We start from the raw sequence: 26,151 nt of genomic DNA, 5'->3' as shown, positions 1-26,151 counted from the left end.
ATAAATAGTTTAATTTTTTAAATTAAAGTCGTCTTCATCATCTCCCAGAGGTGCCTCTTCTTCTTCCTTATAATATTTTTTAGGCCTGCTAAATACATATATTATTAGGGCTACGAAGAACATCATAAAGAATATCAGCGCCAATGTTTGATACAAGCCTGCGTTTTCGGTATTGGATAATATATCTTTAAAGTTCTGAGGAATCATGTGAACCTTTTAATGTTTAGTTAGTACTTGCTGTTTTTATTTCTGTAGTCTTGATATCTGTACCTAGTCTCTGAAGATAAGAGATAAGAGCTACAATCTCTTTTTTCTCCAATTCTCCCTGAGGTTTCTTAGCATAAGCTACCTTAAGGTCATTAGCTTCAGAGAAGATATCTTTCACGATTTTCTTTGCCTGGTTGTCTGCCCATGTATTGGCAGAGTCTATTTCAGCTTTACTGTAAGGAACGTCAAATGCATTCTTCATCAGCTTCATTTTGTCAACCATTTTAGTTCTATCTAAGTTGGTAGCAATTAACCAAGGGTAACGAGGCATGATAGAACCCGCAGAGGTAGATCTTGGGTTGTACATGTGTTTGTAATGCCAAGAACTTGGGTTTTTACCTCCTTCTCTATGTAAATCCGGTCCTGTTCTCTTAGATCCCCATAAGAATGGTCTGTCATAGATAAACTCTCCCGCTTTAGAATATTGTCCGTTTTTACCGTTAAATCTCGTGATTTCATCCCTGAAAGGTCTGATCATCTGAGAGTGGCAAGCGTTACATCCTTCACGGATATAAAGATCTCTACCTTCCAGCTCCAATGGAGAATAAGGTTTTACTGCTGAAATCGTAGGTACACTCTTGTCTAGAGACAAAGTAGGTACAATTTCAATAACACTTCCTATAGATATAGTGATGAAAGATAGGATACCTAATAATACAGGCATTCTTTCTAACCAAAGGTGAGTTCCCTCTCCCTCTTTACGTTTTTTACCAATATTAGCAAGAGCAGGGGCTTCTGCCGGAACTTCTTTTTGGAAAGATCCTTTTCTTACCGTAGCAATAACGTTAATGATCATTAAAGTTGCTCCGGAAATATAGAAGAATCCTCCTAAGAATCTCATTTTGAAGTAAGGAATAATCGCAGTTACCGTATCAAGCCAGTTTTTGTACATCAAAGTACCGTCCGGGTTGAACTGCTTCCACATTAGACCTTGTGTGAATCCTGAAATATACATTGGAACTGCATAGAAAATAATTCCTAAAGTACCTAACCAGAAATGCCAGTTAGCTAATTTTACAGACCATATTTTTGTTCTCCACATGATAGGTACAAGGTAATAGATAACCCCGAATGCCATGAAACCATTCCATCCAAGAGCTCCTAAGTGAACGTGACCGATAACCCAGTCTGTAAAGTGACCAATTTTGTTGATGTTTTTAGTTGCTAAAAGCGGTCCTTCGAATGTTGCCATACCATAACAAGTAACAGCTACCACGAAGAATTTTAGAATAGGATTTTCTCTTACTTTATCCCATGCTCCTCTTAAAGTTAAAAGACCATTCAGCATTCCTCCCCATGAAGGGGCGATAAGCATAATAGAGAAACCTGTAGATACTGCCTGAACCCACGCTGGAAGTGCCGTATACTGAAGGTGGTGAGGACCAGCCCAGATGTATACAAAAATTAGTGACCAGAAGTGAATAATAGACAATTTATATGAGAAAACCGGTCTGTCTGCAGCTTTTGGTAAGAAATAATACATCAAACCTAAAACCGGTGTCGTCAGGATGAACGCTACAGCGTTGTGGCCGTACCACCACTGTACGATAGCATCTTTTACTCCGGCGTATGCTGAATAGGATTTCCATCCTGCAAAAGATAACGGAACTTCTAAATTGTTGAAAATGTGAAGCATTGCTACAGCGATCCAAGTACCAATATAGAACCAGATAGCTACATAAAGGTGTCTTACTCTTCTCTTAGCAATAGTAAGGAACATGTTGGCCCCGAAAATGATCCACGAGAATGCAATTAATATATCGATTGGCCACTCGTGCTCAGCATATTCTTTTGAGGTATTGATCCCCATAAAGAAAGTAATGAACGTAGCAACAATCATAAACTGCCAAGTCCAGAAATGTAACCATGATAATGTATCACTGTACATTCTTGTTTTTAATAATCTTTGTAATGAGTAATAAACACCGGTATATACAATGTTACATACAAATGCAAAGATTACGGTATTGGTGTGCAACATTCTGATTCTACCAAAACCAAATGCACCATGAGTATTTATCAGCCCTTGAATATTACCACTTTTTAAACTCTGAATGGTAGTATCATCTGTACCAAATAAAAATTCAGGAAGCTCAGGGTAGAAAAGCATTAATGCCGCTGTAAGTCCGAACAAAAATCCTATAAAACCAAAAACTATGGTCGCATAAAGGAATGCCCGAACAATACTGTTGTCATAACTAAACTTTTGTGTCTCCATATCAACTATTCACTTTTTTCTTCAATTTTATTATTTTCTCCTATTTTCTCCTCGTCTTTTTTGTTGCCTTTTTTCTCTTTTTCCTTTATTTCACCGGAGTCAAAGAGGATTCTAACAGCTGGAGATTCATCATCTTCAAACTGCCCTTTTCTAGCGTTGACTATAAAAATAATCAAGAAAACTGCAGCCAAAGAAGCGCTGCATAAGATCATTAAATATAGAATATCCATTTGACAACAAAATTAACCTATTTTCGGGGTTCAAATTTAGTGAAAAATAATGACATTCATCACGAAATACCGATTCTTGCTAATTTAAAATCAGTCTAAATAAGGGCTTCTACGCCGCTTTTTTGAAGTATTTTCTACCCAGGATCCAGGTTGAAATTGTAGTGAAGGTAACTACCGTGATCGAACTTATTGGCATGATTATCGCTGCGAAGAGTGGATCCATATGACCTGTCACTGCATAGCTTAAACCAACGATGTTGTATAGAAAGCTGATTATGAATGTCATTTTCACAATAGTGATCGAGCCTTTGCATACGTTCAGATACTTATCAAGATCCACTACTTTGTCACCGTTCATGATCACATCTGAAGAAGGAGTGAAGCTGTTGGTGTCATCTGAAATGGCAATTCCAACATTACTTTGTTTTAATGCTCCTGCATCATTTAAACCATCTCCCAGCATGGCTACTTTAAAGTTTTTATCCTGTAATTCCTTAATGTAATTCAGCTTGTCTTCCGGACTTTGATTGAATGCCATAGCCTGACAGTTCGGAATAATGTCTTTTAGTTGGGTTTCTTCAGAAGAGTTGTCTCCACTAAGAATGAAGATCTTATAGCTGGTGAGAACCTTGAATAAATTTTTAAGATGATCTCTGTATTCGTTTTTGAAAATGAATTTTCCGAGGAATTCTCCATTTTTGCTTACATAAACTGCGGTTTCCAGGTTTTTAGATTCCTGATTGTTGTATTTTGCAGATCCTATCCTGTAGATGTTTCCTCTAATGTGAGCTTCGTAACCTTTTCCTGAAATTTCCTCAAAATTTTCTACGGAATAATAATCGTCGTTTACCTCGATAAAATCATATAGAGATTTTGAAAGAGGGTGGTTAGAATTTTTCAGTAATGTTTTGATATTGAGTAAATCAAATTCTGAAATCTCCACACCGTCATATTTGATATTGGTTTTCTTTCTGTGGGTAATGGTCCCCGTTTTGTCAAATACTAGAGTGTCAATCTTTGCTATTTTTTCAATCGTCAGGGTGTCTTTTACATAAAATTTATTTCTCCCGAGGATTCTCATAATATGTCCAAATGTAAAGGGTGCTGAAAGAGCGAGCGCACAAGGACATGCAATGATCAGAATAGCAGAAACAACCTGGAACATTTTTCCCATATCAATGGTGGACCAATAAATCCCGGAAATCAATGTGATGCCTAAAATAATGAAAGTGAAGTATTTACTGATGTTATTGGTCAGCGTATCCAGACCGGTTTCATACTTCTTAAATGCTTCTTTGTTCCATAGTTGGGTTAAATAGCTTTGATCTACATTTTTGATCACCTCAAGTTCAAGAGAAGAACCGATTTGCTTTCCGCCGGCAAAAATCTTATCGCCCGGTTGTTTACTGATGCTCTCACTTTCTCCGGTAATGAAGCTGTTGTCAATATTACCCTCCCCATTAATTAAAATGGCATCTACAGGAATTAATTCCTGGTTTCTTACTAAAATCCGGTCTCCTACTTTGATTTCGGAAAGTAAAATGTTCTGTTGTTTTCCATTGAAATCAACTTTAGTAACGGCAATAGGGTAAAATGATTTGTAATCACGGTCATAGGAAAGTGCGCTGTAAGTTCTCTTCTGGAAAATCTTACCTAATAGCATGAAGAATAAAAGTCCGCATAATGTATCAAAATAGCCGGGTCCGTAACCGCTTATTACCTCATAGGCACTTCTTCCGAAAAGGACAAAAATACCTAAAACAATAGGCACGTCGATATTGACAATCTTGTTTTTCAGTCCGTACCATGCGGATTTGTAATAATCTGAAGCAGAATAAAAAACTACAGGAATAGCAAGTAGGAAAGTTAAGCTTCTGAAAAGCCCTTTGTATTGCTGCATCCAAAAATCTTCTCCACCAATGTATTCAGGAAATGCCAGGAACATTCCGTTACCAAACGCAAAGCCGGCAATAGCCAGTTTAACAAGCAGTGATTTGTCCAGGTGATCAACGTTTTTATCCGCTGTTTCCAGATTGATCACCGGTTTATATCCCAGGTTATTTAAAAATTTAGCTAGTTCGCTTAATTTTAGATTGTTATGATTAAATGAAACCTGTAGGGTCTTTCTGGTGAAGTTCACCTGAGAATATTTAATATCCTCGTTAAGGGTATGAAGGCTTTCCAGTAGCCAGATACATGAAGAACAGTGGATTACAGGGATTTTGAAAGTAACGAGACTGGTGTTTCCTTCAGAGAAATCAGTTACCTTTTCAAAGATTTCCGGAGTGTCAAGGTATTCAAACTGTGAAGAGCTCTCATCATTAGGACGGATTCCGGCTCTTTTATTAAGTTCGTAAAAATTAGCTAAATTATTGATATTCAGAATTTCGTAAACAGATTTACATCCGTTGCAACAGAAAGTCTTTTCATCAAACAAAATTCTCTCTTTTTCTATCCCTTGACCACAATGAAAACAGTTCTCGCTCACTACATAATATATTGAACTACAAAATTATAACAATTTTTTTTGTTTATCGTGTTAAAAAGTTCTATTTTTGTGATAAATGTCATATAAAATGTCGCAGGAACAACAGATTGCAATTGAAGAGAGGTTCGCCAGAGTTTTTAATGATAAATCATTTAAGGAAAGACTTTCTAGCACTGATTTTGAAAAGTATATTAACGGCAAAAAAAGATTGAGTTTTCAGAAGCACGACACCATTTTTGAAGATGGTGAAACGCCAAAGGGAGTATTCGTTTTAGAAAAAGGAGCCGCTAAACTTTCAAAGTCCGGAGCTTTTGGAAAAGACCAGATCTTAAGATTTATAAAAGAGGGGGACATCATCGGCTATCGTTCATTGCTTTGCGGGGAAAATTTCCAGGCAAAGGCAGAAGCTATGACAGACATTGAATGTATTTTCTTACCGGCAGATATTTTCATGTATCTTCTGGAAGTAGATCCGCAGCTTTCTTTCGCAATGCTTCAGAAAATCTCCTATGAATTGGGAGAGTCATCCAACACCATTACATTCCTTGCCCAGAAAACAGTAAGAGAAAGACTGGCAGAAATTCTTATCTTGCTGGAGCAGAAATTGGGGGTAGATCCTGAAGGCTTTATCAAAATTTCGCTCACCAGAGAAGAAATTGCCAACATCATCGGGACTGCCACAGAAAGCGCCATCCGCTTAATTTCCGAATTCAAACAGGACAGTCTGATAGAAGTAGACGGAAGAAATATCAAAATTCTCAACCACGATAAACTGATGAAACTAGGTCACGTAGTTTTATAACAATCATACAAAAACTTAAGTCGGCGAAAGCCGACTTTTTAACTTTTAAAAAATAGATAAATTATGTCTGTTCACTCTGAAATTAAAAAAGTTACGACTGAAACCTTGCGAAAAATGAAATTCGACAAGGAGAAAATAACAATGCTTACCGCATACGATTTTACTACGGCTAAAATGGTAGACGCAGGCGGAATTGATGCAGTTTTGATCGGAGATTCTGCAGCGAACGTAATGGCCGGTTTTGAAACAACGCTGCCTATTACGCTGGATCAGATGATCTACCATGCCCAAAGCGTGGTAAGAGGAACCGACAGGGCTCTTGTTGTAGCGGATCTTCCTTTCGGAACTTACCAGAGTAATCCTGAAAAAGCATTGGAGTCTGCAGTAAGAATGATGAAAGAAGGAGGAGCTCACGCTGTAAAAATTGAAGGCGGAAAAGAGATCTCAAAATCTATTAAGAAAATCATCAATGCCGGAATTCCTGTTATGGGACATCTAGGATTGACGCCACAGTCGATCTATAAATTCGGAACGTATAAAGTAAGAGCAAAAGATGAAGCTGAAGCCGAGAAATTAATTGCTGATGCACAGCTTTTGGAAGAACTGGGTTGTTTTGCCGTAGTTTTAGAAAAAATTCCTGCTGATCTGGCTAAAAAAGTAACCGAAAGCATCACTATTCCTACCATTGGAATCGGAGCTGGTGCTGATTGTGACGGACAGGTTCTTGTCTATCATGATATGGTTGGAATGAATAAAGGGTTCAGTCCAAAATTTTTGAGAAGATATCTTGATCTTTATACGGAAATTACGGGGGCAGTTGCCCAGTACGTAAAAGATGTGAAAAATGTTGAATTTCCTAATGAAAATGAAAGCTACTAATTGATGAGGAACCAACAGTCTATACAGGGGATTTTATCAATTGCTGCGCTGATCTGCCTTGGAGCGGGATGGCTTAATTTATTTTCTCCCGAGATCAACCATATTCTTTCAAGGAAAATTTTTTATTATCTGATAGGAGCCAGTTTCCTTATTCAGGCACCTACACTTTCCAATAAAAATTTCACATATATCATGTATGCGGCTGCACTATTGTGTGTAGTAGGCGCAAGTTTACCGGAAGAGTCTAAATTTTCAGTTCTAAAAACGATAGGTCTTCTGGGAGGAATAGCGATTTCTTTTACCAACAGACCCAACCGCTCATAAAGTATGAAGGAGCAAATTGTATATGAAGACAACCATCTTTTGGTTGTTAATAAGAAAGTAGGGCAACTTGTTCAGGGAGATAAAACCGGCGACGAATCCTTACTGGATACCATTAAGAATTTTATAAAAATAAGAGATGCTAAGCCGGGAAATGTTTTTCTCGGTTTGGTTCATCGTATAGACCGCCCGACATCGGGCTTGGTTATTTATGCCAAAACTTCCAAAGCTCTTTCCCGTCTCACCCAGATGGTGAAAAACAGGGAAGTAAAGAAAACCTACTGGGCTGTTGTTGGGAAAGAAATGATTCCTCAAAGCCAGAGATTAGTTCATTATTTAAAGAAAAATGAAAAGAACAATAAAGCGATTGTCTTTCCAAAAGTAACGGAGGGAGCAAAAGAAGCCATTCTTACGTATCATGTAATAAAGACTTTAGATAATTATTTGCTTCTTGAAATTGATCTTGAAACCGGAAGACATCATCAGATCCGGGCGCAGCTTTCCAAAACAGGAATTCCGATTAAAGGAGATCTGAAATATGGAGCACCTCGTTCGAATCCGGATGGAGGCATCAATCTTCATGCAAGAAAACTGGAGTTTATTCACCCGGTCACCAAAGAAAAAATAGACATCATAGCTCCTGTTCCTCAGAATGATGCCATCTGGAGGGCTTGTGAAGAATAAAATTACTGCATTTAATTTATAAATCAGGAACCTTAAAAATATAAGACCATTTCAAGCTTGAAGTGGTCTTTTTTTTATTCCAAAAACAAATTTTGCCTGTTCTGAAAAAATTCCTACCTTCGTCACAACTTTAGGGGTGTCTGTAGATCTACAGACTGAGACTTTACCCTTTGAACCTGATCTGGATTATACCAGCGTAGGGAAAAGTAGATGACTTTTGCTGTACATTCTATTGTACAATAATAGCCATTCCTAAAGTATATATAAAATAATTAGGAATGGAAATTACAATCAACCACACAACGAAAACATTTGAAGTACTTCCTGATAATCTGGAAGCACTCATGGCTGTAGAGATCCCTGAAAAGAAAAAGGGCATCGCTGTAGCGGTCAACAACCGTATTATTCCAATGTCCGCCTGGGCAGAAACAATCCTAAAAGACAAAGATTCAGTTTTAATTATTACGGCCACTCAGGGCGGATAATTCTCATTTAATAATACAAAAAACTTATGGCTCATTCAATCACATGTTCACCATTTCCGAATGCTAAGAAAATTTATATTCAGGGAAAGCTACATCCTGTAAGCGTAGCAATGCGTGAAATCCACTTAAGTCCTACTAAACTTACTAACGGCACACTCGAAGAGAATGCTCCGGTCACCATTTATGATACTTCCGGACCGTATACCGATGAGAATGCAACCATCGATATTATGAAAGGACTTCCAAGAATCCGGGAGCAATGGATACTAGACAGGAAAGATGTAAATATTTTGAACGGCATTACTTCAGAATACGGAAAGGCACGGCTTGCAGATTCCCGTCTTGATGAACTTCGTTTTGCATATGATCATAAACCGAAAGTAGCTAAAGGGGGATTGGAACTTACCCAGCTTTACTATGCAAAGCAGGGAATTATAACGGCAGAAATGGAATATGTAGCCATCAGGGAAAATCAACGGATTGAGCAGCTGGAAACAGTCTCCGGTGAAATGGCCTTTCAGCATCCCGGAAACAGCTTTGGAGCCAATACACCTAAAAATAAGATCACTCCTGAATTTGTAAGGGATGAAATTGCTGCCGGAAGAGCAATCATTCCGAATAATATCAATCACCCGGAGAGTGAACCGATGATTATCGGACGTAATTTCTTAGTTAAAATCAATGCCAACATCGGCAACAGTGCGGTTTCATCAAGCATCGATGAAGAAGTTGAAAAAGCGGTTTGGGCCTGCCGATGGGGTGCCGATACCATTATGGATCTTTCCACAGGAAAAAACATCCACGAAACCAGAGAGTGGATCATCAGAAATAGCCCGGTTCCTATTGGTACAGTCCCTATTTATCAGGCTTTGGAAAAAGTAAAAGGAGTTCCTGAAGATCTTACATGGGAAGTTTTCAAAGACACCCTGATCGAGCAGGCAGAACAAGGCGTATCCTATTTTACCATCCATGCCGGAGTTTTATTGAGATACATCCATCTTACCGCAAAAAGAGTAACGGGAATCGTTTCCAGAGGAGGTTCCATCATGGCAAAATGGTGTCTTTACCATCATAAAGAAAACTTTTTATATACCCATTTTGAAGAGATCTGTGAGATCATGAAGAAATACGATGTGGCTTTTTCCCTTGGGGATGGTCTCCGTCCGGGATCTATTGCGGATGCCAATGATGCTGCACAGTTTGCAGAACTTGAAACTTTAGGCGAGCTTACCAAGATTGCCTGGAAACACAACGTACAGGTCATGATCGAAGGTCCCGGTCACGTCCCGATGCACATGATCAAAGAAAATATGGAGAAACAATTGGAGGTATGCCAGGAGGCACCTTTCTATACATTAGGACCTTTGACCACGGATATTGCGCCTGGTTATGATCACATTACTTCCGGTATCGGAGCGGCCATGATCGGATGGTTCGGCTGTGCGATGCTTTGCTACGTTACCCCAAAAGAGCATTTAGGCCTTCCGAATAAAGAAGATGTAAAAGTTGGAGTGATTACTTACAAATTAGCGGCACATGCTGCAGATTTAGCGAAAGGTCATCCCGGAGCCCAATACAGGGACAATGCACTGAGTAAGGCCAGATTTGAGTTCAGATGGGAAGATCAGTTCAATCTTTCATTAGATCCGGAGACCGCCAGAGCTTATCATGACGAAACCCTTCCTGCGGACGGAGCCAAAATTGCCCACTTCTGTTCTATGTGCGGTCCGAAATTCTGTTCCATGAAAATTACTCAGGAAATTCGGGATTCCGCAGAAAAAGGAATGCTGGATAAATCGCAGGAATTTATTGAGAAAGGAAAAGAAATTTATATATGATCCTGGTGATCACTCCTGAAACTATAATTCAAAACGAGACAGAAATAATCAATCAGATGTTTCAGGAAGGATTGGATCTGCTCCACATCAGGAAACCAATGATTAGCCGGGAAGAAATGAAAAATTTCCTGTACGGTATCCATGAGGAATTTTATCCTCAGCTGGTCCTGCACGGATATGATGATCTGGGGAAGGATTATCATATTTCCCGGTTTCATTTCAGAGAATCAGACCGGTTAGAAGGAAAAGTTAAACCTTATGCAAACGGAAGTATTATTTCAACCTCAGTACATGATATTCATACTTTTAATGGATTGAAAAAAGAATGGGAATATGCATTTATAAGTCCTTATTTTCCAAGTATCTCTAAAAAAGGATATGGTGAGCATTCCACTATTATCGATGATATTAAATACAGGAATAATCATCATGTTAAATTGATTGCCTTGGGAGGAATTAATGAAAACAACATCAAAAAGGTCTTTGAAAATGGGGCGGACGGAGCAGCGCTTTTAGGTGGAATATGGGAAAGTGATGAGCCTGTAAATTCATTCAAAAAGTGCAGAAATAAAATCCTTTTATGAAGCCCATAAAAAGTAAATGATAGATCATTCAGTTTAATTAATAATGGAAAAATTACAATATATATCGCAGGGACAGACAAGAGAGGAGCAGGAACGTAATATCAGGACGGTTCTGGACAACGGGATCAAGTGGGTACAGGTTCGCTGGAAAAATGCTTCGGAGAAACAGGTAACAGATCTTTGTGCAGTTTCAAAACAGCTTTGTACAGACTATCATGCAGTCTGCATAGTGAACGATCATGTCCAGATTGCGAAAGAAATTGGTGCCGATGGTGTTCATCTGGGATTAAATGACCTGCCAATAAAATTAGCGAGAGATATTTTAGGTGAAAATAAGATGATCGGAGGTACCGCAAATACATTCTTTGATGTAGTCAAAAGAATAGAAGAGCAGTGTGATTATATTGGTCTTGGGCCTTTGAGATTCACCGCTACTAAAGAAAAGTTAAGCCCAATCTTAGGATTTGAAGGCTATCAGAATATAATTAATGATTTAAACGAGAAATCAATCACCATTCCAAAGATTTTTGCGATCGGTGGTGTTGTGCTTCAGGATATTGAACGGCTACAGGAAATCGGGATATATGGTGCTGCAGTTTCGGGAGAGATCACCAGCAGACCTGCAGCGATCAGTGAATTTAAAAAAGCAATGATATGAATAATCAGAAATTAATAATAGCAGACAGAATATTTGATTCAAGGTTGTTCCTGGGAACCGGAAAATTCGGAAATCTTCAGGAAATGGCAACCTCTGTGGTTGCCTCGGGAACAGATATGGTTACCATGGCACTGAAAAGAATAGATTCCGGTGCGGCAGAGGATGGTCTGCTGGATTCACTAAAAGAAACTGGTGTTCATCTCCTTCCTAATACTTCAGGAGCCAGAACCGCAAAAGAAGCAGTATTGGCAGCGCAGTTAGCAAGAGAAGCTCTGGAAACCAATTGGGTGAAATTAGAAATCCACCCCGATCCAAAATACCTTCTTCCAGATCCTATAGAAACATTATACGCAACAGAAGAGCTGGCCAAATTAGGTTTTATCGTAATGCCTTACATCCATGCTGATCCCGTTTTGTGTAAACGTTTGGAAGATGCCGGAACTGCCGTGGTAATGCCTCTGGGAGCTCCTATTGGAACCAATAAAGGGCTTAGGACATTAGACTTTCTCGAGATTATTATCAGCCAGACTAATGTTCCCGTTGTAGTAGATGCAGGAATTGGAGCCCCTTCAGATGCCGCAAAAGCAATGGAAATGGGGGCAGATGCTGTTCTTGTCAATACAGCCATTGCTGTGGCCAGAAATCCAGTCCATATGGCTATGGCCTTTAAAGAAGGGGTCATTGCCGGAAGAAGAGCTTATGAATCGGGGTTGGGTGCAATCGCAAACCATGCTGAAGCATCAAGCCCTCTGACTTCATTCCTATTCGAATAATACAGCAAAACTAATGAAAAGCTTTAATGATATTTTTGAGCGCTATCATTGGGATGAGGTAAAAGCCAGGCTTGAAAAAATCACCCATTCTGATGTTCTGAACAGCCTTCGGAAAAACCGTAAAACGGTAGATGATTTCCTGATCCTCATTTCGCCTGCAGCAGCTCCGGAACTGGAGTTGATGGCAAAAATGACCCGTCAGCTCACCCAGAAACGCTTCGGTAAAACAATTCAGCTGTATGCACCAATGTATCTCAGCAATGAATGCCAGAATATCTGTACCTATTGTGGTTTTAGCCTGGATAATGACGTCAGAAGAAAAACACTGTCTGATACTGAGCTGATGATAGAAGCTTCCGTTTTAAAATCGATGGGAGTCAATCACGTTCTTTTGGTTAGCGGGGAAGCCAATAAAACAGTTGGTATTTCTTATTTCCTGAATGCCGTTCGTCAGTTGCGGCCTCATTTCGCCAATATTTCGATAGAAGTACAACCTTTGTCTGAAGAAGAATATTTGCAGTTGCATCATGAAGGCGTTCATTCTGTTTTGATCTATCAGGAAACTTATCATCAGAATGTTTATAAAGAATACCATCCCAAAGGAAAAAAATCAAATTTTCATTTCCGTTTAGATACTCCAGACAGGATTGGAAGGGCTGGAATCCATAAGATTGGACTCGGTGTCCTGCTTGGACTTGAAGACTGGCGGGTAGACAGTTTCTTTAATGCCATTCACATTGATTATCTGCAGAGACAATACTGGAAAAGCCGTTTTTCAGTTTCATTTCCCAGACTCCGGCCGGCAGAAGGAATTATTGAACCCAATTTTATTATGGAAGACAAGGATCTGCTTCAACTGATCTGCGCCTACAGAATCTGGAATGAAGACCTGGAAATCTCCATATCAACGAGGGAAAATGAAAAATTCAGGAACAATATCATCTCACTCGGGGCAACGGCCATGAGTGCCGCTTCAAAAACAAATCCGGGAGGTTATGCCGTAGACGTGGAATCTCTGGAACAGTTTGAAACCAGTGATGAGCGAAGCATGGAAGAAGTAAAACAAAGTATCAGAAAAGCAGGCTATGATCCTGTAATGAAAGATTGGGACACTGCGTACAGTGGTTATTAAATATTAAGCCAGAATGAAAAGCGAAGATCGTTTTGCAAGATACAGCCGCCAGATATTTATAGAAGAAATAGGGTTGGAGGGACAGCGGAAAATTATGAATTCCAAAGTGCTGGTCATTGGGGCAGGAGGCATAGGAAGCCCCGTTATTCAATACCTTGCGGCAGCGGGTGTTGGAACTTTAGGTGTTGCAGACTTTGATGAGGTAGAACTTCACAACCTGAACCGCCAGATCATCCATAATGAAAATACTGTCGGAATTTCAAAAGTAAAAAGTGCAGCGTTATTTGTAAGAAAACTTAATCATCAGGTTAAATTTATTGGAATTGAACAGAAAATTGACCGTTCAAATGCTGAGGAGATCATGTCAGATTATGATATTGTTGTAGACGGATCAGATAATTTTGCTACCAGATATCTGATCAATGATACCTGTGTAAAACTAGAAAAACCTTTGGTTTACGGGAGTATTTTGGGCTTCTCCGGGCAGACAGCTGTCTTCAATTACAAAGGCAGCAAAAACCTCAGAGATCTCTTCCCGGAACCACCTGTTGCCGAAGATATCCCGGATTGTGACAGCCTTGGAGTTTTGGGAGCACTGCCGGGAATGATAGGAAGTATGATGGCTATGCAGGTTTTAAAGATGATCACAGATCTTCCCATACCACCAGATCAGCTTAGTCTTATTGATACTTTACACTGGAGGTTCCAGATTATAGATTTTTAAATTATATTGTTTTTAAATAAATGAGGCAGTAAAATTTCTTTACTGCCTCATTTTATATGGATAAACTACTGTGGATTTTGCATCACACCTCCGCTTTCATCTTTTTTTGTCTGGTTTAGAATACTAGCATCTTCTTTCGCCAGTTTATTTCTTGTTGGAATTTTATAATTGATAGAAATTCCAAAATTTCTGGTGTCATACTTACTTCTGATCTTTACAGCCTCCCCTTCTGGCGGATTAGAATATACCTGCATCACCTGTCCGTTGAAAATATCATTGGCAAAAACAGAAAGTGTAAGACGGTTATTCATAAACTTTTTTGTCAGCGTAATATCCAGGTTATTATTGAACGGTTTATCGGCCGTAAAATAGAAATATCCTGCTTTTGGCGTCAGATAACTGTAATTAGCTGTCAGTTTGATGTCTTTCGGCAAAAGCAATTGAGTCATGATATTGAATATCCAGAAACCCTTATTGTTCAGATTGTCAATCTCGTGCTTCTGATAACCAGCGTACAGGTACATGAAATTAATTTTATCAGGGTTAAAATTAAACTTCATGATCTCACTCATTGGTTTGCTGAAAATCATAAATGGAATGGGAAGTCCAACATTAAAGTTGTGAATTCTCATATTTGAGATATTCACCTGTTCATTGAATAGCTTTCTTCCTTCTTTTCTTATTACCTGAGCTACCTGGTTACTTGCTGAACTTACACTATAGCCAATAAATGCATAATTAAAAGCTGAAACCTTTATCTCATAATTGTCAAAAATGGTAGGCTGTAAATTAGGGTTTCCGGTTACTTCAGTGCTTGGCCCCGAGAATGTTACGTTATTTGGGTTTAGAGCGGAAATACTTGGTAAAGTGATTTTTTTGTTATAATTGGCAGCAACATATACCTGATTCATTACGCTATATTGTACACTTGCATTTGGAAATAATTTAAATTTATTAAAAGGAGTTAAATTATCCTCAGTCAGCTTTCCCTGTTTATCAAAAAAACGGGTAATTCCGGAAATATCATAATTTTCTGCACGGGCTCCTAAAGTGAAATCAAATTTCTTGAGTTTCGCCTGAAATTCCAGATAGGTTGAAGCTGTTTGCCTTTGGTAATCAAGGTTTGTGATTCCAAAACTTTTTGTATCATAATTCTGCCTTTCATATAATCCTCCAAAACTTACTTTTCCACCGTCCAGAAGTTTAATCGGCTGGGAATAATCTATTTTGAAGTTGGCAATATTCATTACAGATTTGTTATTTAAAATGTCTTTTTGCCCGTTGCTCTCTATTGTTTTTGTAGGATCGAATACAAAATAACCGTCTTGAAAAAAATTATCCTGAGCAAACTTATTATCAGATCTGGTATATCCAAATTGAAAATCCAGCTTTTGAGATTTATCTGCAAAACGTTTTTGATATGTTATCACTGCTTCCTGCCTCAAATTATCAGTATGAGCAACATCTGAGGAATTATAGTAGGCCTCACGTAAATCTTTAAGATTTTTTTCAAAAGGCAAATCTCCATGACCATTACTCAAAGTATAATTGTCATTATTGTTATGGTAAATATCGTAGTTCAGCAATAATCTGTCCTGTCCAAGATCAAACGTCATTCCTGATTTTGCAAAATACCCACGTCCTATTCTGTCGGTATTGCTGTGAAGAAGTGCATCCTGATCACCGTTCAGCATACTTTCACGATAATTTTGGCCGACATTCAGCTGCCATCCGAAAAGCTTATTTCTTGCATTCAGATTTACAGAATTTGTTGTTCTGCTTCTGAATTTATCATAATTTGTAAATGAGTAATTTCCTGAATACGTTGCTGTTAAATATTTATTGGCATTTTTATTCGTAATAATATTCATGATGGCACCTCCGGAAGTCGCAGGAAATTCTGCTCCGGGCTGCGTGATCACTTCAATTTTTTCCACCGAATTGGCAGGCATTCCTTCCAGGAAAGAATTCAATTCATTTGAAGTAATGTTTAAAGGTCTTCCATTCAGATATACATCCAGAATTTTTCCCTGATACATCATTCCCGCAATATCTGTGGAAACCAGCCCCGGAAGTTTTTTTATTCCCTCCAGAACGTTACCGTTATTAAGCTGTGGCTGTTCAGAAAAATCAAAAATAGTACGGTCTGCTTTTTGTTCAACGGCTTTTTTAGTTTTAGTAATAACGACGCCTTCAATCTGCTTTTCTTTTTCTTGACTGCTACTGTTCGTCTTCTCCTGCGAATAGGCAAAAATAGATCCCAACAGGGATAAAGTTAATATAGTTCTTTTCATAATGTTTTTTTACTACTCTTCAGTTAGACGTAAAAAAGAACAATTTGTTACGGTAAAATTTGCGAAAAGTTAAATTTTTGGGCATTTATTTTTTTATTTCCGAAATAATTATATCTTTGCCAGGTAATTATCAAGAATCTCATAGATGGGATAGCAACCTGCAAAACAAGCAAGGTGCTGAAATAGATAAGCCGGTATGCCCGGAAAAAATGTTTATTCTCTATTTTCTCCCCATCTTGAAATTTTTGTTTTAAAAAATAAAATCAATGTTTAAAGACAAGGGAAATCACATTATCAATTTAAATTTTCGTTTCTCGGATCATGAAGAATCACTTCATTATTCTGACCTCTTTTCATGCCATTTCTACATGTGCATGTGTTGTTGTTTCTAGACACCTTTAAAAAATAATCTAACATTCCGGCTTTTCACGGTAACCTCTAAATAAAGGTTGCAGGAAAACTATTGCCTGAAAATTCAAACAATCATTAATAAAATACAAAACACATGCATACTTTCGAACATAAAATAATCATCGCTTCAGCAGTACTTATATCAGCATTTTATTTTGGACAAACAGATTCTACATCATCAAAAAAGATCGATGATGTTGTCATCCTAGGCTCAAGAGGAGCGGGGAGATCCCTTACAGAAACTCCGGTTCCTGTAGATATCATCAATATTTCAAAGATCTTACGACAAAGTCCTGTTAACAATATTAGCCAGGCGCTCAATTATGTGGTTCCATCATTTTCTTCCACCTCTCATACTGTGAATGACGGAACAGACTTTGTAGATCCGGCTCTTCTCAGAGGCCTGGGTCCGGATCAGGTTTTGGTTTTACTTAACGGAAAAAGAAGATACCAGTCCTCACTAATCAATGTTACCTTAACTCCCGGAAGAGGCTCGGTGGGAACAGATCTTAATGCTATTCCAGCGTTTGCCTTAGAGAAAATTGAAGTTTTAAGGGACGGAGCTTCTGCTCAATATGGCTCAGATGCTATTGCCGGAGTCGTCAATTTAGGACTTAAAAAAAGACTCGGACTATCAGGGCAGGTTTTTCTGGGAGGATATGTTTCTCCCGTTACCAATAATTTTTCCGGTGGAATAGATGGACAGACCATTTCGGCAGACCTTAATTACGGGGCGAAAATTGGCAGCAAAGGTTTTATCAACGTAACAGGATCGGTGCAGTATCGGGATCCCTATTCAAGAGCGGGAGTGAGGGAAGGAGATATCTTTAATGCATACAATGCCATTAATTACAGAGCTTTACAAAATGGTGTCAATATCGATGGGCTATATAAAAATATTACCAATACCTCTAATACCCAGCAGATTATCAATGCCGTAAAGCAGTATGCATCACAGGTTAATTATTTTTCACAGGATTTCAAGAATCAGATAGCGGGAGCAAATAGTATTACTGCATTACAGGGACTTTTGGGGAAAGATGTAACTGATCAGGAGCTTAAGTACAGAAATTTGGAAAGAAAAGATTTCAGTCTTAGATCTGGCCAATCCAAGTTACAGTCGGCACAGCTTTTTTTCAACTCTGAAATTCCGGTCAATGAAGACTGGAAGGTTTATTCTTTTGGTGGATATAGCTACCGTTTGGGAAATGCAGGAGGATTTTACCGTCTGCCCAATACAGAAAGAAACATCAATGCTGTTACTCCGAACGGTTATCTGCCACAAATTGAAGCAAATGTAAATGACTATTCGTTAGCCGGAGGGATCAAAGGAAAATGGAACGGCTGGAATGTTGATCTGAGCAATACCTTCGGGAAGAATGCTTTTAATTTTGGAGTCGTTAATACCTTTAATGCATCTTTGGGTGACCGTTCACCCAGAACTTTCGAAGCCGGAGGATCAGAGTTTTTGCAAAATACCCTGAATCTTGATTTCTCAAAAAAATATGATGTCCTTCACGGCCTGAATGTCGCTTTTGGAGGCGAATACCGTTACGAGAATTATAAAGTAAATGCGGGAAACGAAAACTCTTATGTATCCTATGATATTTTTGGACGTGTAGTTACTGCTGCTACTCCTGACAATGAGAAGGTCACTGATTTTTTCGGCGTTACAAGACCAGCCGGATCACAGGTTTTTCCGGGATTTAGTCCTGATAATGCCGTTTCCGGAAGCAGAAACAGTGTTGCTGCTTATGCCGATGTTGAAATTGAGCCTACCGATTGGTGGCTGTTAGAAGGAGCGGTAAGATTTGAAAACTATTCAGACTTCGGATCTACCTTTAATTATAAGCTGGCAACCAATATAAGATTGGCTAAAAACTTTAACTGGAGAGGGGCGGTTTCTACGGGTTTCCGGGCACCTTCTTTAGCACAAATCTACTACAGCTCTACATCTACGCTGATTCAGCAGGGAAAAACAACGCAGGTGGGAACCTTTAGAAATAATTCCGAAGCTGCGCAGGCATTAGGAATTCCCAAACTGAAACAGGAAACTTCGCAATCTTACAGTACGGGAATTACCTGGAAAATTCCGGCTTTGAGTCTCACATTTACAGCTGATGCCTATCTTATCAGGATTAAGGATAGAGTGGTGCTGACAGATTTGTTTTTCCGACCAGATAAAGTTAACAGTCCTGATGATCAGGTATTGCAGAGTGCATTTGATATTGCCAGAGCCAGCGCTGCCAATTTCTTTGCCAATGCAGTAGATTCCCAAACGAAAGGACTGGATATCACCGTTTCCCAGAATACAATAATTTCGGAAGGAATATCTTTGGAAAACAACTTCGGACTTAACCTGAATCAGACCAAAAGAGTCGGCGATATTCACGCTTCGCCAAAACTGGTAAGCCAGATCAATAACTATTTTTCTGAGCCCAACAGGGTTTATTTTGAAGAAGCTGTTCCTCATATCAAAGCGACTCTCGCTAATACACTGAAATTTTCACAGCTTACAGTTTCTCTTAGGAATTCTTACTTTGGAAAAGTGACGGATGCAGATGTACTGGATGCAAATTTTGACGGTATTACAGAAAGCAGGGAACATTTTGTTTTAAATGATCGTTTTGTAACGGACCTTTCCGTAGGTTATGCCTTTAGCAAAAATGTTTCGGCCACTGTGGGAAGCAATAATATATTCAACATACTTCCTTCTAAAAGTCCGGCTATAAGTTCACTGACTGCCGATAATCAGTTTGTATACTCCAGACAGGTTTCCCAATATGGTATTGGAGGACGCTTCCTGTTTGCAAGAGTGGAATTTAATTTTTAATGTAAAGACAAGCAAAAAACAGAGATTCGTTCTCTGTTTTTTTTGTTTCCGATGAAAGGCAGTACATCTTACTGCGCCCTGTCCGTTTCCTCAAATTTGATGTTCTTTTTACTGATTTTCTTTTTGCTGCCTCCAAAAGTATAATTCACACTTAAACGGAGGCTTCTGCCGTCCCAGTAATTGTTCATGTATTGCGTATTATCAGAGAAATACAATTCTCCACGGTATCTCTGGGCAAAAATATTGGTCACCGTAGCATTGATCTGAAGTTTCTTTTCCATGAGAGAAACCTTTAATCCTGAAGTCAGTTCCGGGAAGGCCTGGAAATAAGAATTCACATTTTTGTAAGCCAGGCTGTGGTTGTAGTTCAGAAAAAATACAAGCGTCTTGCTTTTGTTTAAAGTAAATGTATTGTTGATGGAATAGCTGAAAGAGCTCCCTTTCTGAGTTTTCGCATCCACATTGAATACGGATGAATTCTGAAGCGAGGCATTCATCGAGATGCTGCTTTCCCAGAATCTGAAAAAAGTATCCGTATATGATGCATTCAATCCCCAGAAATTATTGTTATAATAGTTCAGATATGTTCCGATCTGTGAAATCTCATCCATGGTAGAGATCTGTCCGAATGCATTTTTCATTCTCAGATAATAAATGCTTGTTGAGAATTTATTGTTGAACGTGTATCCAAGTTCCCAATTATTCATATAAGCTGGTGTTAGCAATGGATTTCCGGAAGAATAAGAATATGGATTTGAGTACCATCGGAAAGGGTTGAGGTTGCTCATACTGGGACGGTTGATCCTTCTTGAATAAGAAAAGCTGAAGGCGTTCTTGTCCTTTTTATACGAAACATAAGCAGAAGGAAACCATTGCCCATAATTATATTGGTTTCCCAAATTGGAAGAAGGAGTAAAGCTTTCGGCATTGGTATTTTCATAACGGATTCCTGCTTTGGTCTCCCAATGTTCTCCAAAAGATTTCGCATAGCTGATGTAGCCGGCATAGTTTTCTTCCTGGTACTGAAACAGATTAGCTTTTTCATGATCAGAAATATATTGACCGTTTTTCAGATTAAAATACTGCAGATCCGAAGTGTTTTTAAACTGGTTAAATTTTATCCCCGTTTCAATCGTTCCGAAAGAAAAAGGAAGTTCCAGATCAGCCTGAGCTGAAAATATCTGCGGGGAAACCAGGGAAGTCGTTCTGACATCCTGAACAGAGTTGTCCGAAGATTTTAAGGTGGAGAAATTCACTTCAGTATCGGAATTGTTTTTGTAAAAGTTTCCGGAAATGCTCAGTTTCTTACCTAATGAATCGAGTTTCAGGTCATAATAAGCGCTTAAAGTATGGGTAGGCAATTTTTCACGGTGAAAAGTATTCGTTAAAAGATTTTCTTCTTTAAGATCAGAATCTATATTTTTTGTTTTGTTAACGATATCCATTCCTGATTTTTGATGAGCATAGATGTATTCCAGGCCGATTTCAGAGTTTTTGCTCAGTTTATAAGACAGATTAAGAGTAGGGGTGAGCTCTTTCCACATATCTCTTCGGATCGAATTGCTGTAGTTCTGCGCAGCTCCGAGAATCGCGTAATTTTCATCAGTACGTTTGGCGGAATCATAATACGTCAGCTTCAGGCTGCTGCTGAATTTCTCAGTCTGATAATTTAATGAACCATTAGAACTGAAACCGGAATACGTTCTTTGGATGAGATTAGAGTTGATGTTTCCGCTGAACCCTAAATTCGGGTTTTTCTTCAGGATAATATTGATAAGTCCGCTGTTTCCCTGTGCTTCATATTTTGAAGGCGGCGTGGTAATCACTTCTATTTTTGAAATATTTTCTGAGCGGATAGATTTCAGGTAATTTAAAAGGGCATTCCCTGAAAGATTCAGCATTCTTCCATTAATCATCACACCTACCGTGCTTTTTCCGGTAATAGAAACGGAGCCCATGTTTTCATCTACTTTCAGCATAGGCACGTTGGCCAGTGTTTCAGATGCATCCATACCCTGGGAAGCAACGTATGCTTCTACATTAAAGATAAGACGGTCTGCTTTTCTTTCCAGAAGTTTTTTCTTCACCAAAAGATTGATCTGCTCCACATGTCGGATGCTGTCTTTTGTGCTTTGTGCATATATCGCTGTTGAAAAAAGGCTGATGATAAGAATATATTTCAGTTTCATGGTTTAAAATCTTGCTTCAAAGGTATTTTCAAACTCCATTCTATGAAACAGTGTTTAGATTTTAGGCTAGATTAATCCGTTCAAACTATTTTCATCGGAAAAAAAATAGGTTTCATCGGAAATGTTTAGGATTCTGAAAGTGTATAGCTTTACATTTGAGTATGAAACAAAAACAGATCTTTTTTCTACATCTTTCCTATTGGCTACTGGTTATCTTCAATGGCCTTATTTCTATAATTGTATATGATAAGGAAGGTATTAGTATTCTAAATGTCACAATTTTTCTGGCCAACCTCCTTGGTTTTTATGCCAATTATTTTTTCGTAGTTCCACGGTTTTTCAATCCCAAGAAGTTCTACATGATGATTATTGGTTTTTTTATAGGGGTATTCGTTTTCGTTTTCTTCCGTTATTCAATGGAAGAGATATTGCTGCCGGCACTTACGGGCCGCAGGAATTATGCAGAAGGAACTACTTTTCTATATTACTTTTATGATAATATTTATTACTCGAGCTTGACTGTTTTTGTAAGTACGAATCTGTGGTTTTTTAAATATTATTTTAAAATTGAGGCTGAGCGTTCAAAACTTATTGAGGAAAGAAAACATGCCCAGCTTCAGGCTCTTAAAACGCAGATCAATCCTCATTTTATTTTTAATTCTTTAAATAATATCTACTCGCTGGTGTATCAGAATTCAGACAAGGCTTTACCTGCCATTGAAAAGCTGGGTGAACTGCTGAGGTACAGTACTAAAGATCTTGAGAAAGATGTTATAAGCCTTGATAAAGAAATAGGATATATTGAAAGTTTAATCGAACTGGAGAAACTCAGGATCAAAAATCCGGAACTATTGGTTTTAGAGAAGAATATTCAGGATCCTAAAATCAATATTTCTCCGATGCTACTGGTACCCTTTGTGGAAAATGCTTTTAAGCATGGAGATTTCAGAGAGAAAGGTTTTGTGCTGAAAGTTTCTGAAGATGATCAGAGAATACATTTTTATCTTCAAAATTTTAAGAGTAGAAGGGAAAAAGATGCCGCTTCCGGGATAGGTATCGGAAACGTGCAGAAAAGACTTGAAATTTTATATCCTAAAAAACATGAATTAAATATAAAAGAAACAGAATCAGAATTTGTAGTAGATTTGACAATAGACCTTTCCTCATGAAAAAAATTAAATGTGTAATTGTAGATGATGAGCCGCTGGCAATTTCACTTTTGGAAAGTTATGTCAGCAAAATTTCGTTTCTGGAATTGGTTTTCTCTTCAGAAAATCCGATTCTGGCATTGGAATATATTCAGAACAATGAATCTGATCTCATTTTTCTGGATATCCAGATGCCCGAGCTTACCGGAATCAATTTTATGAAGATCGTAGGCGGAAAACAGAAATATGTTTTGACAACCGCTTATTCTGAATATGCTCTGCAAGGCTATGAACATAATGTGGTTGATTATCTTCTGAAGCCTATTTCATATGACCGCTTTTATAAAAGTGCTCTCAAGGCTCAGGAACGTTTTATAGTGCGGGAAGATGCTGCAGATACTTTCTTTTTTGTAAAGTCTTCCGGTCAGCAGCACAGGATCAATTTTGAGGATATTCTTTACATTGAAAGCATTAAAGATTATGTGAATATCCGGACGGTTAATCAGGAATATATTGTTTTGGATACCTTAAAATCATTAGAGCTTCAGCTTTCTGAATGGTCTTTTACCAGAATTCATAAATCATTTATTATCAATATGAGTAAGATAAAAAATATTGGAGTGAAAAAGCTTATCCTCTCTTCGGAACAGGAAATTCCAATTGGTGACAGCTACAGAGCCAATCTTCTGAACAAAATCAAATAAAAAAGCAGTTTCAATTGAAACTGCTTTTTCTATTATTAATTAGATCTAACAATTAATTTTCTTGTTTCTTAATCAGGTTAAGAGCAGAACCTGCCTTAAACCAATCGATCTGCTGATCATTGTACGTATGGTTAGCTAGAACAATGTCTTTAGTTCCATCCGAATGAACAAATTCTAATGTTAGCTGTTTTCCTGGAGCAAATTGGTCAAGATCTAAGAAGTTAACGGTGTCATCTTCCTGGATTTTGTCATAATCAGCCTCATTAGCAAAAGTGATTCCTAACATCCCTTGTTTTTTAAGGTTGGTTTCGTGAATTCTCGCAAATGATTTTACCAATACAGCTTTTACCCCAAGATGTCTTGGTTCCATAGCAGCGTGTTCTCTTGAAGAACCTTCACCGTAGTTCTGGTCTCCAACAACGATGGTAGGAATTCCAGCAGCTTTATAAGCTCTTTGTACAGCCGGAACTTCACCAAATTCACCTGTTAATTCATTTTTAACATGGTTGGTTTCCATATTATAAGCATTAACTGCCCCGATCAACATGTTATTTGAGATGTTATCCAGATGACCTCTGTATTTCAGCCATGGTCCAGCCATAGAAATATGGTCGGTAGTACATTTTCCGAAAGCCTTGATCAATACCTTAGCTTCCTCAATATTTTTACCGTCCCAAGCCGGGAACTCTTCCAATAACTGCAGTCTGTCTGATGTAGGGCTTACATTCACCACTACTGAAGATCCGTCTTCAGATGGAGCCTGATAACCGTTGTCATCTACTGCAAAACCTTTTTCAGGTAACTCAAAACCTTTAGGCTCATTAAGTTTTACCTGCTCCCCATTTTCAGCAGTTAAAGTATCTGTGATTGGGTTGAAGTCTAATCTTCCTGAAATTGCTACGGCAGCCACCATTTCCGGAGAAGCTACAAATGCATGGGTATTCGGGTTACCGTCAGCTCTTTTTGCAAAGTTTCTGTTGAAAGAGTGGATGATAGAGTTTTTCTCCCCTTTATCAGCACCTTCCCTGTCCCACTGCCCGATACAAGGTCCGCAGGCATTAGTAAAAATTCTTGTATTTTCAAATTTTCTGAACGAATTTAAGAAACCGTCTCTTTCTGCCGTGAATTTTACCTGCTCTGAACCTGGATTAATTCCTAAAATTGCTTTAGGCTTCACCCCTTTTGCTACTGCATCCTCTACGATAGAAGCTGCTCTTGATAAATCTTCATAAGAAGAGTTGGTACAAGATCCGATAAGCGCCCATTCCACTTCAATAGGCCATCCGTTAGCTTCAGCCTTAGCTCTGAATTCGGCAACTGGTGTCGCTAAATCTGGAGTGAAAGGTCCGTTCAAGTGCGGCGTAAGCTCAGAAAGGTTAATTTCAATGACCTGATCAAAATACTGCTCAGGGTTAGCATATACTTCTGCATCACCTGTTAAGTGTTCTGCAATTTTATCAGCAGCATCTACAACATCCTGTCTTCCGGTTGCTGCTAAATATCTTCTCATGGAATCATCATATCCGAAAGTAGAAGTTGTTGCTCCGATCTCAGCACCCATGTTACAGATGGTTCCTTTACCTGTTGCTGAAAGGGATTCTGCTCCTTCTCCGAAATATTCTACGATGCATCCTGTTCCCCCTTTTACTGTAAGAATTCCTGCCACTTTCAGGATAACGTCTTTTGCAGAGGTCCATCCAGACATTTTACCGGTTAATTTTACACCGATAAGTTTAGGCATTTTAAGCTCCCAGGCCATTCCGGCCATTACATCTACTGCATCTGCACCACCCACACCGATAGCTACCATTCCTAAACCTCCCGCATTTACCGTGTGAGAATCCGTACCAATCATCATACCTCCGGGGAAAGCATAATTCTCTAATACCACCTGATGAATGATACCTGCTCCCGGTTTCCAGAAACCGATTCCATATTTATCACAAACAGAACTCAGAAAGTTAAAAACCTCCGAGTTTTTGTTGATTCCTTCCTGTAAATCTGATTCTGCGCCTACTCTTGCCTGGATCAGGTGATCGGCATGAGCAGTGGAAGGAACTGCTACTTTAGCTTTTCCAGCCTGCATAAATTGTAAAAGCGCCATTTGTGCAGTGGCATCTTGCATCGCTACTCTGTCCGGTGCGAAATCTACATAAGAGTTTCCTCTTTCGTGCGCTGATGTAGCATTACCTTCCCAAAGATGGGTATAAAGGATTTTTTCTGAAAGTGTAAGAGGTTTTCCCACGATTTGTCTTGCAGCAGCAATCCTTTCAGGGTAACGCTCGTATACTTTTTTGATCATATCAATATCAAAAGTCATATCTTAATTTTAATTTTTCGTCTTTTTAAATATACTTTTTCCGTCATTAAATGAATCTTATAACGGAAAATATATTCTTTGTATAGCGCATCAAAATCTGTTCCTTCGATCTATAATAAGGATAATTATAATAAATGCACAGAATATTTTATTTCTATCAAGTTAAGAA

21 protein-coding genes and 2 riboswitches are annotated in these 26,151 nt (G+C 38.5%); of the genes, 14 read left to right on the top strand and 7 right to left on the bottom strand.

The features are described 5' to 3' along the window. Positions 1–9: 9 nt before the first annotated feature. The 4 genes from QF044_RS17005 to QF044_RS16990 form a co-directional block, all read right to left on the bottom strand. A complete protein-coding gene (locus QF044_RS17005; RefSeq protein ID WP_034740204.1) occupies positions 10–207 on the bottom strand; it encodes a cbb3-type cytochrome c oxidase subunit 3 in 198 nt (65 codons plus the stop codon). A 16-nt stretch (positions 208–223) separates the two neighbouring features. Further along, a complete protein-coding gene (ccoN, locus tag QF044_RS17000; protein WP_307269819.1) occupies positions 224–2,485 on the bottom strand; it encodes a cytochrome-c oxidase, cbb3-type subunit I in 2,262 nt (753 codons plus the stop codon). 5 nt (positions 2,486–2,490) lie between these two features. Further along, positions 2,491–2,715, bottom strand: coding sequence for a cbb3-type cytochrome oxidase assembly protein CcoS (gene ccoS, locus QF044_RS16995; protein ID WP_307269817.1), 225 nt, complete (start codon positions 2,713–2,715; stop codon positions 2,491–2,493). A 109-nt stretch (positions 2,716–2,824) separates the two neighbouring features. Next, positions 2,825–5,203 (bottom strand): heavy metal translocating P-type ATPase metal-binding domain-containing protein, encoded by a 2,379-nt coding sequence (locus QF044_RS16990; protein WP_307269815.1) that lies wholly within the window; start codon positions 5,201–5,203, stop codon positions 2,825–2,827. An 88-nt stretch (positions 5,204–5,291) separates the two neighbouring features. Between QF044_RS16990 and QF044_RS16985 the strand changes: the two genes are divergently transcribed. The 11 genes from QF044_RS16985 to QF044_RS16935 all read left to right on the top strand — a co-directional run bounded on the left by QF044_RS16985 (position 5,292) and on the right by QF044_RS16935 (position 14,083). Next, positions 5,292–6,005: a Crp/Fnr family transcriptional regulator gene (locus tag QF044_RS16985; RefSeq protein WP_090026477.1), complete on the top strand. Its 714-nt coding sequence runs from the start codon at positions 5,292–5,294 to the stop codon at positions 6,003–6,005. Positions 6,006–6,068: 63 nt separating this feature from the next. Continuing rightward, the gene (gene panB / locus QF044_RS16980; RefSeq protein WP_099765632.1) at positions 6,069–6,884 is read left to right on the top strand and encodes a 3-methyl-2-oxobutanoate hydroxymethyltransferase; all 816 of its coding nucleotides are present in this window, start codon (positions 6,069–6,071) and stop codon (positions 6,882–6,884) included. A 3-nt stretch (positions 6,885–6,887) separates the two neighbouring features. Next, a complete protein-coding gene (locus QF044_RS16975) occupies positions 6,888–7,208 on the top strand; it encodes a hypothetical protein (protein WP_307269808.1) in 321 nt (106 codons plus the stop codon). 3 nt (positions 7,209–7,211) lie between these two features. Continuing rightward, complete coding sequence (locus QF044_RS16970) at positions 7,212–7,889, top strand: RluA family pseudouridine synthase (RefSeq protein WP_307269805.1); 678 nt, start codon at positions 7,212–7,214, stop codon at positions 7,887–7,889. A 122-nt stretch (positions 7,890–8,011) separates the two neighbouring features. Next, positions 8,012–8,109: riboswitch (TPP riboswitch) on the top strand. Between the two features lie 58 nt (positions 8,110–8,167). After that, a complete protein-coding gene (gene thiS, locus QF044_RS16965; RefSeq protein ID WP_307269802.1) occupies positions 8,168–8,374 on the top strand; it encodes a sulfur carrier protein ThiS in 207 nt (68 codons plus the stop codon). Positions 8,375–8,400: 26 nt separating this feature from the next. After that, complete coding sequence (gene thiC / locus QF044_RS16960; RefSeq protein WP_307269799.1) at positions 8,401–10,212, top strand: phosphomethylpyrimidine synthase ThiC; 1,812 nt, start codon at positions 8,401–8,403, stop codon at positions 10,210–10,212. Next, positions 10,209–10,796: a thiamine phosphate synthase gene (locus QF044_RS16955; RefSeq protein ID WP_307269797.1), complete on the top strand. Its 588-nt coding sequence runs from the start codon at positions 10,209–10,211 to the stop codon at positions 10,794–10,796. Before thiC ends, QF044_RS16955 begins: the two co-directional genes overlap by 4 nt. Positions 10,797–10,839: 43 nt before the next feature. After that, positions 10,840–11,454 carry a thiamine phosphate synthase gene (locus tag QF044_RS16950; RefSeq protein ID WP_307269794.1) on the top strand — a complete coding sequence of 205 codons (615 nt, stop codon included), beginning with the start codon at positions 10,840–10,842 and terminating at the stop codon, positions 11,452–11,454. Continuing rightward, a complete protein-coding gene (locus QF044_RS16945; RefSeq protein ID WP_307269792.1) occupies positions 11,451–12,227 on the top strand; it encodes a thiazole synthase in 777 nt (258 codons plus the stop codon). Before QF044_RS16950 ends, QF044_RS16945 begins: the two co-directional genes overlap by 4 nt. A gap of 13 nt (positions 12,228–12,240) precedes the next feature. Next, positions 12,241–13,359, top strand: a complete 1,119-nt coding sequence (gene thiH, locus QF044_RS16940; RefSeq protein WP_307269790.1) for a 2-iminoacetate synthase ThiH — start codon at positions 12,241–12,243, stop codon at positions 13,357–13,359. Positions 13,360–13,372: 13 nt separating this feature from the next. Beyond that, entirely contained in the window at positions 13,373–14,083 is a 711-nt protein-coding gene (locus QF044_RS16935; RefSeq protein ID WP_307269787.1) for a HesA/MoeB/ThiF family protein, read from the top strand. A gap of 65 nt (positions 14,084–14,148) precedes the next feature. Here QF044_RS16935 and QF044_RS16930 read toward each other — a convergent pair whose 3' ends face one another. After that, positions 14,149–16,377 carry an outer membrane beta-barrel protein gene (locus QF044_RS16930; protein WP_307269784.1) on the bottom strand — a complete coding sequence of 743 codons (2,229 nt, stop codon included), beginning with the start codon at positions 16,375–16,377 and terminating at the stop codon, positions 14,149–14,151. Positions 16,378–16,499: 122 nt separating this feature from the next. Next, positions 16,500–16,597: riboswitch (SAM-I-IV-variant riboswitch) on the top strand. Between the two features lie 285 nt (positions 16,598–16,882). On the opposite strand from QF044_RS16930, the gene QF044_RS16925 reads away from it, so the two are divergent. After that, positions 16,883–19,621 (top strand): TonB-dependent siderophore receptor, encoded by a 2,739-nt coding sequence (locus QF044_RS16925; RefSeq protein WP_307269781.1) that lies wholly within the window; start codon positions 16,883–16,885, stop codon positions 19,619–19,621. A 68-nt stretch (positions 19,622–19,689) separates the two neighbouring features. Here the strand turns inward: QF044_RS16925 and QF044_RS16920 are convergent, their stop codons facing one another. Beyond that, positions 19,690–21,810, bottom strand: coding sequence for a TonB-dependent receptor domain-containing protein (locus QF044_RS16920; protein WP_307269780.1), 2,121 nt, complete (start codon positions 21,808–21,810; stop codon positions 19,690–19,692). Between the two features lie 161 nt (positions 21,811–21,971). On the opposite strand from QF044_RS16920, the gene QF044_RS16915 reads away from it, so the two are divergent. Beyond that, the gene (locus QF044_RS16915) at positions 21,972–22,979 is read left to right on the top strand and encodes a sensor histidine kinase (RefSeq protein ID WP_307269777.1); all 1,008 of its coding nucleotides are present in this window, start codon (positions 21,972–21,974) and stop codon (positions 22,977–22,979) included. After that, complete coding sequence (locus QF044_RS16910; protein ID WP_307269775.1) at positions 22,976–23,662, top strand: LytTR family DNA-binding domain-containing protein; 687 nt, start codon at positions 22,976–22,978, stop codon at positions 23,660–23,662. The genes QF044_RS16915 and QF044_RS16910 overlap by 4 nt, the downstream gene beginning before the upstream one ends. Positions 23,663–23,714: 52 nt before the next feature. On the opposite strand, the gene QF044_RS16905 is transcribed toward QF044_RS16910, so the two are convergent. After that, positions 23,715–25,982 (bottom strand): aconitate hydratase, encoded by a 2,268-nt coding sequence (locus QF044_RS16905; protein ID WP_307269773.1) that lies wholly within the window; start codon positions 25,980–25,982, stop codon positions 23,715–23,717. Positions 25,983–26,151: the final 169 nt, after the last annotated feature.

The sequence above is a fragment of the Chryseobacterium sp. W4I1 genome, assembly GCF_030816115.1.
Taxonomy (GTDB): Bacteria; Bacteroidota; Bacteroidia; order Flavobacteriales; family Weeksellaceae; genus Chryseobacterium.
This window is presented reverse-complemented; position numbering and strand designations above follow the sequence as displayed.